Origin of the sequence: Hymenobacter artigasi (genome assembly GCF_012275535.1) — a bacterium.
GTDB classification, from domain to species: Bacteria; Bacteroidota; Bacteroidia; order Cytophagales; family Hymenobacteraceae; genus Hymenobacter; species Hymenobacter artigasi.
This window is the reverse complement of sequence record NZ_JAAVTK010000002.1, coordinates 347658-360571: the sequence shown is the minus strand read 5'-3', so window position 1 is coordinate 360571 and position 12914 is coordinate 347658. Positions and strand designations below refer to the sequence as shown.

The following is a 12914-nucleotide window of genomic DNA, read 5'->3' as shown; positions in this document are numbered from 1 at the left end:
TGGCGGGGTGCATCAGGGCATGGCCGCCGCCTGCGCTGCCACCGGCCGGCCGGCCTTCAGGCCCTGGGCCGTGAAGTGGGCCAGCGCCATGATGGTGAGCATGGGGTTTACGCCGCTGCACGCCGGGAAGGCCGAGCCGTCGGCCACGAAGAGGTTTTGCACCTCCACGGTTTCGCCGTTGAGCTTGAGAGGGTGGGTGGCGGCGTCGCCGCCCATGCGGCAGGTGCTCATCTGGTGGGCGCTGTAGAGGCCGAACTGATTGGATTTCCAGCTCAGGTGCGGGAGCCCGTCGAGCACGTCGGGGTTTTGGAGCACGCCGTCTTTGGTGAGCAGCGTGGGCAGGGTGCCGTGGGGCAGGTACACTTTTTCGGCCCCGGCCGCCACGTGGATTTGCGCGGCGGCGCGCACGCCTTCCAGCATATTGGCGCGGTCGAACTCCGACAGCGTGTAGTCAATCAGCGGCGCGCCATTTTTGTCGATGCTCACCCGGCCCCCGTCGCGGTCGCGGGTGAGCACGATGAACGAGCCGAGGTGGCTGGCGTCGCGCAGCAGCTCGTGGTGCTGCCGGCCCGATAGCCAGGGCAGCACCATGCTCAGCAGGCCGGGGTGGGTGGGGGGCGTTTCGAGCTTGGCCCCGAAGTTGGTGCCGTGCAGCATGGTGTAGGTATCGTTCACCACGCTCATGCTGGGGCCGTGCCAGGAGTTCATGGCGTGGGGGTAGCGGGCCCCTACCACCACGGTGGGGTGCAGGTGCAGGTGGCGGCCTAGGTGCGGGTGCTTCAGGCCGGAGCGCAGTAGCAGTGCGGGCGTCTGGATGGCTCCGCCGGCCACTACCACGCGCCTGGCTTTCACGTTGATGGGTATTTGGCGGCCGTCGGCGGTGGTGTGCACGGCTACCGCGCCGGTAGCGCGGCCCTGGCTGATGGTCACGCGGTCCACTTTGGTGTCGGCCAGAATACGGGCGCCGTGCTCAAAAGCCGTGAGCAGGTAGGTGTTCAGCGTGCCCTGTTTGATGCCGTGGGCGTCGCCCAGCGAGGTGTAGCCCAGGCTGCGGAAGTGCGCGTCGGAATCGGTCAGGCCCTTTTCGTTGCGCGGAATCAGCTTCACTTCCTGGCCCAGTTTCGTGGAGCCGTCCCACAGGGCCTGGTTCTGGCCGTTGTGGCGGGCATAGTTGGTGTTCACGCCAATGGTGCGGGCCACGGCGTTGATGCTTTCCTTGAATTCGAGGGTGGTGAAATGGGGCGCGGCGTGCTCGCGGGCCCATTCCTGCAGCACGTAGTCGGGGGTGCGGAAGGCCCCGGCCCAGTTTACGGTGGTGCCACCGCCCAGGCAGGAGCCGGCCAGGATGCCAATGCTGCCGTCCTGGGTGCTAAGGGTGCCCTTGGCGTCGTAGAGCGTGCCCAGCATGTCTACTTCGCGCTGGGTAAAGTCGCAGCCGTGGCAATAAGGGCCTTTTTCGATAACCAGCACATCGAACCCGGCTTCGGCCAGCTCGCCGGCCACCACGCCGCCGCCCGCGCCGCTGCCGATTATCAGTACATCACACTCGTAAACAGTGTCTTCTGTGGGGTGCAGGGTATGAATGGGCTTGGGCGAATCCACGGGCTTTTCATCGGGGCCGGGGTAGCCAACGAAGCCCCAGGCTGCCGGCATCTCGGCCATGCTGCCGCCGTAGTACAGCAGCACGCACAGCTTGCGCAAGGCGTTGAAGCCCTTGCGCAGCTGCGGCAGCTTGCTGGTGGCCCAGCTTTGCAACAGGTGCTCGCGCTGCTCCGCATCGAGCTTGCGAAACGGTTTCAGCGGCCCGAACCAGGTGAGGCCGAGCACCGGCTTTTCCAGCAAATCGAGCAACTGGCCAAACTCCGCCTGCGCCCCTTCCGGCTGCTCCCGTATGGCGGCCTCCAGCTTCTCCAGGCTCACGCCGGCCGAGCCGGGGGGACTGCCATCGGGCAGCGGCGGAATAAAGGTGTCGGCCAAGGCCAAAAGGACGGCGGAGCGAGCGGGAGTAAGCGAGAACATGCGGTGGGAATTTGAGGTGGTAAAAGGTAAGGGTTTTTCCGCAATATGTTAGGCGTGCCGAGTAATTTTTGGGGTCGGAGGGTCGGAGGGTCGGACGTCATGCCGAGCGCAGCCGAGGCATCTCGCGTGCTGCAGTAATTCAATCGTGAAAACGGCATTGATTAGTGGAAGCACGCGAGATGCCTCGGCTCTGCTCGGCATGACGTTCTGAATACCGACCTTTGCCGGCCTAAATACCCCGCTGCTCATGTCCCGCCTCATCCAAACGCCCGAAACCACGCACCGCATCTATTTCCAGGATTGCGACATGCTGGGCCACCTCAACAACTCCCGCTACTTCGATTACTTCCTCAACGCCCGCGAAGACCACACCACCGCGCACTACTCCCTGAACATGGGCGAGCTGGCCCGCGAGCAAAAGGCCGCCTGGGTCATCACCAAGCACCACATCAGCTACCTCAAGCCGGCCAACCAAGGCACCACGGTACGCATTCTGAGCCAGCTCATCCATTTCGACAACTCCAACCTGGTGCTCGAAATGCAGATGCGCAACGAGGACGGCACCCGCCTGCTGGCCCTGTTGTGGTCGGAAATGACCTTCGTAACCATGCCCGCCGGCACCCGCACCGACCACGCCAACGACCTGATGGACCTGCTCGAACAACTCGACGTGGACGGCGTGAGCTACGACCCCGACGGCTTCGACGAACGCGTGAAGGAGGTGCGCCAGGAGCTGAAGAAACAGCGGCGTAGCGCGGGAGGGGTAGAGTAGCCCTCCACGTTCACCTCACCCCCTGACCCCCTCTCCCGCGGAGAGGGGGAACCGGTCTTGCCGCAACGAATTTTTTGGAAAAGCACAAAGCCCGCTGTCAGCGGGCTTTGTGCTTTTCGGGTAAATGAAATGTCAGGAGCCGAACCGGTTCCCCCTCTCCACGGGAGAGGGGGTCAGGGGGTGAGGTGACCCGCGTGCAGATTAGTTAAACACATACCGAACGCCCACCTGTCCCTGCCAGCGCGAGTTGATGGGGTCCGTCTGCCAGGGCGTGCTGGTGGGGTTGCGGAACTGGAACACCGGCTGGTTTTTCACCGCGTCGATTTTCACGAAATCCATCAGGGCGTAGCCCGAGTTGTTGAGGTTGGGCACGAAGTATTGCAGGCCCCATTCGCGGTTGAGGAGGTTGCCGAGGTTGATGAAATCGAATGACACTTCGAGGCGCTGCGAGCCGGTTTTGGTGAGGGGCACTTTGGCGATGAGGCGCAGGTCGAGCTGCTGGGTCCAGGGGGTGCGGGCGGCGTTGCGCTCGGCGTAGGTGCCGCGGCGCGTTGAGAGGTAGGCGTCGTTGGCGATGTACTGGTCGAGCTGCGCGTACTGCTGCTGGGCCGATACCAGCACCGTGCCCTGAGCGTTGGTGATGTCGGCCAGCTGGATTTGCGAGGCATCGGCGGGTACGAACACGAGGTCGTTTTTGGCCGAGCCGTCGCGGTTCACGTCGCCCTCGTACACGAAGGAGAAGGGGCTGCCCGAGCGGGCAATGTAAATCAGGTTGGCGCTCAGGCTGAACTTGTCCTTCACCGGCACGGTGTAGGCCAGGTTGCCGATGAATTTGTGGCGCAAGTCGAAGTTGGAGTAGGCCAGGGCGGGGTCGTTGGCCACCAGCGACTGGTTCCACTCATAGTTGGCGGCCGGCGACACGCGCACGCCGTTCACCACGTCGCGGCTCACGCCGTAGCTGTAGCCCAGTGAGGCGTCGAGGCGGTTGGGGATGCGCTTGGCCAGCGTGAACGTGGCGTTGTAGTTGTAGCCCTTGCTCGTGTTCGTCATCACGAATACGTTGGTGAAATTCGGGTCAATCTTGGCCGCGTTGCCCGTGGTGGTGTAGTACGGCCGGTTATCAGCCCCCGCGAAAGTGGCCTTGTTATCCTTGAAATTCAGGGACTGAAACAATACCCCCGACACCACTTTCGACACCAGCCCTTCGGCCGTGAAGCTCATCTCCCAGGGCAATTTCACGTCCACGGCCAGCGACGACTTCCAGTCGCGGGGCAGCTTGAAGTCGTTGTCAATCAGGTTGATTTCGGCCAGGCCGGGCTGCAGGCTCTGCAGGTTAGCCAGGTTCTCAGCAATGGGCAGCACCGCGCCGCTGGCCGGCTTGTAGTCAATGTTGTGGTAAGGGTCGCCCGACACGTAGTGCGCGTAGGCGTACCACACAAACGGGATGCGGCCCGTGAACAGGCCCGTGCCGCCGCGCAGCTGCACGGTGTTGGCCTCGTTGAGGGTGAGGTTGAACGCGGCGCGGGGGTTGAACTGCGGCACGCCGCCAAACTTGTTCTGGTACTGATTGAAAGCCGCGTCACGGGCCACTTCGGGGTTAGTGGGCACCTTGTCGGGGTGCAGCTGCATGTCCACGCGCAGGCCCACCTGCACACTCAGGCGGTTGCTTACCTGGTAGTCGTCTTGGGCGTAGGCGCTCAGCAGGAAGGCCCGGAAATCGGCCGAGGGGATACTGCGGTTGTAGTCGGGGTCGTTGTTCTGGATGTTGTACACGCCGCGCACCCGGTTGGGCTTGTCCTGCAAAAAGGCATCGACCGACGAGTACTGCCAGCGGCCGTTAAAAGCCGTCAGGAAGCGGTACTTGATGCTGTTCAACTCGTTGCTGGTGCCCAGCGTGATGGTGTGGCGGTTCCGGAAAATCGTCAGGTTATCGGTGATTTGCGTGGTGCTCAGGCCCGAGCCGTACACGGCGGCCTCGCGGTAGGTACCGGCAAAAATCGAGGTCGACGTGTTGTAGTTGATTTCGAGGTGCGGGAAGATGCGGCCGTCGTAGGTGCGGCTCTCGGTCACGGTGTTCAGGCCCGCAATCAGCTGGTTCGAAACGTGGTTGTTGAAGGTGCTTTTCAGCTCGGCCACCAGGCTGTTGGTGCGGCTGTTGTGCCGGAAACCCTGGTTGCCGAAGTTGAGGATGTTGGCCGAGCGTTCGAGGTTGTCGGCGTGGCCCACCACGAAGTTGTCGCGCAGGCTCAGGCGGTGCTTGTCCGAGATGTTGTAGTCGAGGCGCAGCAGAAACTTGTCGCTGTTGCGCTGCACGTTGGCCGCGCCGTAAGTGCCGGGGTCGTAGCCGTACTGGTTTTTCAGCTTGTCGCTGATTTGCTTCGCTACCTCGATGGGCACGATGGCGCCGGGCTCGCCGGGGGCAAAGAGCACGGGCTCTTCGCGGCGTTGGTTTTCGTAGTTGGCGAAGTAAAACAGGCGGTTTTTGATGATGGCTCCGCCCAGGCTCGCGCCCGACTGAATGTCATAGTAATTCTCAATCGGCTTGTGCTCGGCATCCACGCTGCGGCCGGTAATGAGCTGGTTGCGGGCGAAGCTGTACACGGTACCGGCTAGGCGGTTGGTGCCGCTCTTGGTCACGGCGTTGATGTTGGCGCCCGTGAAGTTGCCCAGCGTCACGTTGAAGGGCGAAATCACCACCTGCATCTCATCAATGGCATCGATGGAAATGGGCTGGGTGCCCGCCAGCGCCCCCGGCGTGCCCGAGGCCACCGTGCCGCCCGCCCCGCTCGCCGGCTCCTGGAAGCCCAGCACGTCGTTGGTCGCCATGCCGTCAATGCTCAGGTTATTGAAGCGGTAGTTGGTGCCGCCAAACGAGTTCTTGTTGCCTTGCGGCATCAGCTTCGTGAGGTCGCTCAGGCTGCGGTTCACCGTGGGCACGCCCTGGATGGCCTCGCGGCTGAGGTGGTAGCTCTGCCCGTTTTTGTCGGCGGCGAAGGGGTCGCCCTTGCGGCCGGTCACGGCTACTTCGCCCAGCTCCGTAGCCGCTTCCACCAGTGCAAACGTCTGGCGCGTCACCTTGCCCAGGCTCAGGGTCAGGCCCTCGCGACTTTGACCGGTGTACCCCACGTAGGTTACCTGCACGGTGTAGGGCCCGCCGGGCTTCAGGTTGTTCAGCAAAAACTTACCGTCGGGTTCCGACTGCGTGCCGCTGCGGGTGCCCGTGGGCTCGTGCGTAAGCACCACCGTGGCCCCGGGAATGCCCTCGCCTTTAGCGGTGGTAACAGTGCCCTCAAATACGCTGGTCGTGACCTGAGCGCGGGTGAGGAGCGGGAGGACAAGGAGGAGGAAAAGGAAGAGGTGTTTCACGATTGAGAAGTAATGGCTGGCGCGCGTCTGCGACGCGTGCCGACTGGGTTCAAGCCTGTGGCTCGGGACTGGAGTAATTGGGATAATTGTTGTTCAACTATTGTTCAGTGCCCGAGCCACAGGCTCGAACCCAGCCGGCACGCGTCGCAGACGCGCGCCAGCCAGCCCGACGTTCATTATCAGCCAAAAGCCCTAATCACCGCATAAACCCCCGCGCTCAGCAGCGCCGCCACCGGCAGCGTGAGCAGCCACGACAGGCCGATTTTGGCGATTTCCTTCGAGTTAGCCGTGCCGTTCACCAGCCCGATGCCGTAGATGCTGCCCACCGACACATGGGTGGTAGATACCGGCAGGCCCAGCTTACTGGCGAAAATCACCAGCGCGCTGGTCACCAGGTTGGCGGTGAAACCCTGGCCGTGGTTGAGTTTGGAAATCTTCTTGCTCATGGTGTCGGCCACCTTGCGGGCGTTCAGCCAGCCGCCGATGGCCATGGCCACGGCCAGGATGAGCACGTTCACGGGCATCTGGAAAAACTTGCACACCAGCAGCAGGCCCAGCAGCTTGGGCGTGTCGTTGAGGCCGCGGGCGAAGCTCATGGCCGCCGCGCTGGCGTAGTGCAGGCCGTTGATTAGGGGTTGGAAATCGAGGCCCAGAAACCGGCCCTGGTAGAGGTTCTGGCACTCGGCGGGAGTGGCTACGTGGCCTTGCAGCGTGGGCAGCGCCGTGAAGGCGGCCGTGGGCGCGCTGGCTACCGGCACCCAGGTTTCGCCCACGCACACGCAGCTTTCTTCGGTGATGCCCGCCGCCCGCCGGCCCTGCCGGAACAGCACGTACACCAGGCTGCCCAGGCCCACGGCCAGCACCGGCCCGGCCACCAGCGGCAGGAAAAACGTGCTGCCCAGCTTGGCGAAATTCACCGCTGGGCCTACTGCCACCAGCCCCGCGCCCACCAGCGCGCCCACCAGCCCGTGGGTGGTCGAAACCGGGAAGCCGTAGCGTGTGGCCAGCAGCACGGTGAGGGCCGCGCCCAGCGCCACCGCCAGCACAAACGCCACCGACCCGATGATTTCATCGGGCACCAACCCCTTGCCCGAAAAGTTCTTAATCAGCTCCTCAGCAAAGAAATACGAGCACACCGAGCCGGCAAACGTGGCCACCGTGGCCAGCACCAGCGCCGGGCGGTAGGCCAGCGTACCGCTGCCCCAGAGCGTGGCCACGCCCTTGAAGTTATCGTTGGCGCCGTTGGAATACGTCAGCAGCAGTACCGCCAGGAATAGGAGAATTAGCAGCATAGAAGCAGAAAAGGATAGATGCAAAAATTCCCGCTCGCGCCACGCGCGAACGGGAATTGCAAGGCAAACTACGGCGTTTGCGGGGCCGTTGGTTTGGAAGTGTTACCGAAATGTTATCTACTTCCTGAGCCCTTATGCCCCAAACGAGTTGTCCTTCTCGTTGGCATCCATGAAAATCCCACCGTCGAGCTTCACCGATTTCACTGGCTTTTTCACCGTGATGGTGGCTTGCTTCTGGTTGGCCTGCCACACGGCGGGCGACTGGTGCAGGGTTTCTTTGGTGCCATCAGTGTACTCCACGTTCACATCGAAAGGCACCGCGAAGCCGCCGATATTCTGGACGGTGACGGTGCTGCCGCTGGCCGTCACGGCCAGGTCGATGTAATTATTAGTGAAAAACCAGTTGTTGAAAAACCAGCTCAAATCCTGGCCGCTGGCGCTGCTCATCGAGTTGAAGTAGTCCCACGGAATGGGGTGCTTGCCGTGCCAGCGGTCCATGTATTCGTGCAGGGCTTTTTTGAAGAGCGCATCGCCGAGCATGTCCTTCAATGCCAAATAGCTGAGGGAAGGCTTGCCGTAGGCGTTGTTGCCGTAGCCGGCCTTTAGCTCGCTGCTGGGTGTGATGATGGGCAGGTCCTGGGCCGTGGCGGCATCGTGAATCCAGCGGTTCACACGAAACTGCTTGTAGAGCTTGTCGGCGGCTTCCACCCCGTTTTCGGTGCGGCCGATGAGCAGTTCGAACGTGGTGGCCCAGCCCTCGTCCATGTAGGCGTAGCGGCTTTCGTTGATGCCCATGTAGAAGGGGAAGTAGGTGTGCGCGATTTCGTGGTCCTGCACGAACTGCGCGAACTTGGGGTCCTTCTGCGGGCTGTCGTTCACCATCATCGGGTATTCCATGTCGGCGAAGCCCTGGAAAGCCGTCATTTTGGGGAAGGGGTAGGCCACGCCGGGCCAGTTGGCGGGGTTCGAGAACCAGCCCAGCGCGTACTGCGCATTCTTCACCGACTGCCGGAAATCGACCGTCGAATCGGCATAGGCGGCCTGCACGCTGGCGCGGCGCTTGGCCTTGGCATCGACGATGACGCTGGCGGCGTCCCACACGTAATGGTCGCTCAAGCCGAAGGTCACGTCCGAGATGTCCTTCGCAGTCCAGACCCAGGTGTTAATCGGCTGCTGGGCGGTGATGTTTTTCTTGGCCAAATCGGCGGCGGTGGCAATGTGCAGCACGGCGTCGCTGGTCATCGACTTCGCCAGGAGCTTGGCGGCCGCTGGCTGCAGCACCTGTTTGGGGTTTTGCAGGGTGCCGGTGGCCCACACCAGGTAGTTGTCCGGTACCTGCACGCGCAGGGTATAGTCGTTGAAATCGTTGTAGAACTCCTTGCTGTCGACGAAGGGCAGGCGGTCCCAGCCGGCGTAGTCGTCGTACACCGCCACGCGGGGGTAGAAGTAGGCCAGGAAGAAGGTGGTGGGGTCAATCATGCCCTCGCGGCCGCTTTCCACCGAAACGGGAAAGTGCCAGGCCACGGCGAACTTCACCGAGTCGTGCGGGGCCAGGGCTTTGGGCAGGCGCACGCCCGCAATGGTGCCGGTAGCCGGCAGGGGCCGGGTCTGGCCCGCTACTCGGAAGGTATCAATCACCAGCCCGGTGGTGAGGTAGTCGGGCGAGGCGTCGCCGTCGCGCGACACGCCGGGCCGGTGAATGTTCATGATGAGGCGCAGCACCACTTGCTTCAGCGTGTCGGGGCTGTTGTTGAAGTAGGTGATGGTTTCGCGGCCGCGAATGTCGCGGGCGGGCGGCGCGGCCTGCACCGTGATATCGTAGCGGGCGCGGTTCTGCCAGTAGTTGGGGCCGGGGCGGCCGTCGGGGCTGCGGGTGCCTTTGGCGAAGGCGGCTTTGATGTCGCGGGGTTGGTACAGCGGCGTCGTTTGCGCGGTGGCGGGCCGGGCGAGGCCGGCGAGCAGCAGCAGGGGCAGTAGTCGGGCTAATTTCATTGTGGAGACAGACGGGGTGAGCAGAGGCGCGTTGCAAAGATGTAGCGTGAACGCTGCCGGGACGACATGCAACGCAAGGCGGCTGCCGGGTTTGCGCGTACTTTTCCGGACTAAAGTTTCCTCATGCCAATTCAGAATTACCCATCAGCTAGCTGTTCTGGCCTGGCCGGCTTGCTCCGCCGGCTGGCCCTGCTGCTGCTGGCCAGTCTGGTGGCCGCCAGCGCATCGGCCCAGCCCGTGCCCGGTCGCGCCCGCCCCGCCGCGCCCGATACCGTGACCCACGACGACGCCCACCGCCTCGAAGTGGCCTATACCACGCTGAGCAGCATTTCGGGCCAGGTGCGCAACGTGTTCGACTCGCGCGAGGTGGCCGAGGAGCTGCCCGATATCGACGAAAACCTGCACGCTATCCGGCACAGCGTGGAAGTAACCGGGCAGGTCGTCGACATCAAGCAGCTGCAGATGTGCCAGCTCATGCTCGTTAATATTCAGGAGCAGCTGGCGGAGTGGCGCACGGCCCTGGGCGGGGCCCACGAGGCCCTCGAAGGCATGCAGGGGCGGCTGGCCGGGCTGGCGCCTCCGCCTATCCGGGAAGCGGCGACCGATGCCGCCGCCCGGGCGCTGGCCCACGCCGACTCGGCTCTGCAAACGCGGCAGCAGCGCATTGGCGGGCTGCTGGCCAAGCGGTTCGCCCGCACCCGGCAGCTGCAGACGCAGGTGGCCGCCAGCTACATTCAGACCCTGGAGCTGCAGGACGAGGTGGGCGACCAGATGCGCCGCTTCGGCCGCACCACCATGCGGGCGGCCTACCCGCCGCTGTGGGCCGCGCGGGCCGTGCCGGTGGCCGCCGATGCCGATGCCGACCACGCCGCCGCCGACCGGCGTGAAATCATCAACTTCTACTTCGCCAACAACTGGGATAACTGGGCGTTCATGCTGCTCATCGGGCTGGTGTTCTACGGCTGGGTGGGCTACAACTACCGGCGCGTGAAAGCCCGCACGCTGGACCTGGAAGAGGATTTTCGCTACCTGCGGCCGGGGCCGCTGGCGGCCACCGGGGTGGTGGTGTTCAGCCTGGCTCCGGCCCTGGAGCTGCACCCGCCGCCCGTATACCTGGCGCTGCTGCAGGCACTGCTGCTGGTGGCCCTCACGGCGGTATTTGCCCGCAGCTGGGCGCGGCCCCTGTTTCGGTACTGGCTGGTGCTGGTGGCGTTTGTGGTGGTGCTCACCATTACGAATGCCAACGCGGCTACCGGGCTGGGCGCGCGCTGGGGACTGCTGGTGCTGAACGTGCTGGCCGCCGGGCTGGGCGTGCTGCTGCTGTGGCGGCTGCGCGAAACCATGGCCCTGCTGCGCTTCCTGATTCCGGTGACGTGGCTGTTTATTGGGTTGAACCTGCTGGCGGTGGTGGGCAACGTGTTTGGGCGGCTGAGCCTGGCCAAGCTGTTCAGCACGGCGGCCATTTTCGGGCTCACGCAGGGCATCGGGCTGGCGGTGTTCGTCGAGCTGTTCACCGAGGCCTTTCACCTGCAGATTCTGGGCAGCCGCTCGGGCGAGGGGCGCGCCGCCAGCTTCGATTTCGCCCAGATTGAGAAGCACCTGCTGCGCCTGCTAACGGGCGTGGCGGCGGCCCTGTGGATACTGGTATTCACCTCCAATCTCAACGCGTATTCCACGCTCTACGCGGGGCTGGAGCAGGTCCTCACGGCTCCGCACACGCTGGGCAGCACGGTGTTCACGCTGGGCAATATTCTGTTGTTTTTCTTCATTCTGTTCGTTTCGGCGCAATTGCAGCAGTACATCGGCTACTTTTTTGGCGATGTGGGCGAGGACGACAGCGCCGAGGCCCGGCACCGGGGCTCGTGGCTGGTGGCGCTGCGGCTGCTGCTGCTGGTGGTGGGCTTCGCGCTGGCCACGGCCGCCACGGGCCTGCCGCTCAGCAAAATCGCCATCGTGTTTGGGGCGCTCAGCGTGGGCATCGGGCTGGGCCTGCAAAGCATTGTGAACAACCTGGTGTCGGGCATTATCCTGATTTTTGAGCGGCCTTTTCACGTCGGCGACTTCATTGAGGTGGCCGGTAAATCGGGCCGGGTGCAGGACATCGGCATCCGCTCCAGCAAGCTGCTGTCGGTGACGGGCTCCGAAATCATCGTGCCCAACGGCGATTTGCTCTCCAACCATGTCATTAACTGGACGCGCACCAACGACCACGTTCGGGTGGATTTGGTGCTGCGCCTGGCCCCCGGCATCGACCTGCAAACCGACCTGCAAACCGCCCGCGAGCTCATTCAGGAGGAAATCAAAACCAGTCCCTACACCATGCACAGCCTGCCGCCCGAAATCCTGCTCAGCAGCATCAACGGGCAGGTCTACGAGTTGAAAGTCCTGTTCTGGGTCACCAATATCCGGCAGGAGCAGCTCACGAAAAGCGAGATTCTGGCGGGGATTTACCGGCGGTTTACCGCGCAGGGTTTGCTGCTAAGCTAGTGGTTGGGGAAACGTGCTGTTGTGGTTGCTCAGGGCAAAGAGGTTGAGGGGCTAGGCCGCCGCCACTGCAGTCTGCGCGGGAAGCCGGGCCGGCAGGAGCAAAAGAGACAGGAGAAGCTTTTTCATGGCAATGGATAAATTTCGACAAGTAGTTGATTGCATTTGGGGCTGGTTAGATACTTTCTATCTAGCTTGTGTCATTCTTAATATCCAATCCGATAATGTCTTTCTCTAACAAAACGCTCAATGTAATGCTACTGGCTGGTGTAGTGGTTGTGGTGGGAGGGTTTCTAGGGTTGCGTAGCATGAGTGACACAACACGAGCACAGGATGCGGCTCAATTGACTGCCAAACTCCGACCTTCAGCAGTCAAAAGCATCTGCCTTGCCACACCAGAAATGACTTCGGACGAGCTAGTGGCAGCACGATTCATTCAAACGCGGATAGTCACCGATTCAGGGGAAGTTCGGTCGGTAATCAGTACGCTACAGCAGTCGGTGCAATACTATCCCTTCCAAGGAAAGCCATCCGGGCCGTGGCGTGTAAGGCTGACTATTGACATGAAAGATGGAACAGTGCTTTATGCAAACGTTTACAACAACCCCATAACCAATTTGGTATTCGTCACTAGTTCAGCCGGAGCGGGCCCAGCAGGATTGAATGACTACTTAGTTAATCGCCCAATTAGCTCATTGCTAGAAAGAATGATGCAGACGGAATCGGTTTCGCGGTAAACTTTCCTTTTTGATACCCCGCCCAGTCTACTTCACAATCTGTACGGAGGTGTCGTTGATGCCATACGGGTGTTGCTTGAGCAGCTGGGTGATTTCGGCGCCGGCCAGCAGCATGGGGCCGTAGCCGTGGGCGGCGTACACGTTTAAGGGGCGGTAGCTGTCGGGGCAGTCGAGGAACTGGGGCCAGAAGCCGAAGCCGCTTCGCCGGGCGGCCGGGCGTCAGATTTCTCACGGGCTCCGGCCCACATTCCC

At 62.7% G+C, this 12914-nt stretch carries 6 protein-coding genes; 2 read left to right on the top strand and 4 right to left on the bottom strand.

The features are described from left to right. Nucleotides 1–12: 12 nt before the first annotated feature. Entirely contained in the window at nt 13–2019 is a 2007-nt protein-coding gene (locus tag HBN54_RS05030) for an FAD-dependent oxidoreductase (RefSeq protein ID WP_168672062.1), read from the bottom strand. A 247-nt stretch (nt 2020–2266) separates the two neighbouring features. On the opposite strand from HBN54_RS05030, the gene HBN54_RS05025 reads away from it, so the two are divergent. Then, nucleotides 2267–2791: an acyl-CoA thioesterase gene (locus HBN54_RS05025; protein WP_168672061.1), complete on the top strand. Its 525-nt coding sequence runs from the start codon at nt 2267–2269 to the stop codon at nt 2789–2791. Nucleotides 2792–2992: 201 nt separating this feature from the next. Here HBN54_RS05025 and HBN54_RS05020 read toward each other — a convergent pair whose 3' ends face one another. From HBN54_RS05020 to HBN54_RS05010, 3 genes are all read right to left on the bottom strand, one after another. Continuing rightward, complete coding sequence (locus HBN54_RS05020; protein ID WP_168672060.1) at nt 2993–6157, bottom strand: TonB-dependent receptor; 3165 nt, start codon at nt 6155–6157, stop codon at nt 2993–2995. Nucleotides 6158–6336: 179 nt separating this feature from the next. Further along, nucleotides 6337–7449 carry an inorganic phosphate transporter gene (locus HBN54_RS05015; RefSeq protein ID WP_168672059.1) on the bottom strand — a complete coding sequence of 371 codons (1113 nt, stop codon included), beginning with the start codon at nt 7447–7449 and terminating at the stop codon, nt 6337–6339. 132 nt (nt 7450–7581) lie between these two features. Beyond that, entirely contained in the window at nt 7582–9441 is a 1860-nt protein-coding gene (locus tag HBN54_RS05010; RefSeq protein ID WP_168672058.1) for a M1 family metallopeptidase, read from the bottom strand. A 123-nt stretch (nt 9442–9564) separates the two neighbouring features. On the opposite strand from HBN54_RS05010, the gene HBN54_RS05005 reads away from it, so the two are divergent. Continuing rightward, nucleotides 9565–11928 carry a mechanosensitive ion channel family protein gene (locus HBN54_RS05005; protein WP_168672057.1) on the top strand — a complete coding sequence of 788 codons (2364 nt, stop codon included), beginning with the start codon at nt 9565–9567 and terminating at the stop codon, nt 11926–11928. Nucleotides 11929–12914 lie beyond the last annotated feature (986 nt).

Bases quoted from the DNA above. Each gene is read 5' to 3' on its own strand.
- HBN54_RS05005 (WP_168672057.1), top strand. From the start codon at position 9,565: ATGCCAATTCAGAATTACCCATCAGCTAGCTGTTCTGGCCTGGCCGGC.
- HBN54_RS05030 (WP_168672062.1), bottom strand. From the start codon at position 2,019: ATGTTCTCGCTTACTCCCGCTCGCTCCGCCGTCCTTTTGGCCTTGGCC.
- HBN54_RS05015 (WP_168672059.1), bottom strand. From the start codon at position 7,449: ATGCTGCTAATTCTCCTATTCCTGGCGGTACTGCTGCTGACGTATTCC.
- HBN54_RS05025 (WP_168672061.1), top strand. From the start codon at position 2,267: ATGTCCCGCCTCATCCAAACGCCCGAAACCACGCACCGCATCTATTTC.
- HBN54_RS05010 (WP_168672058.1), bottom strand. From the start codon at position 9,441: ATGAAATTAGCCCGACTACTGCCCCTGCTGCTGCTCGCCGGCCTCGCC.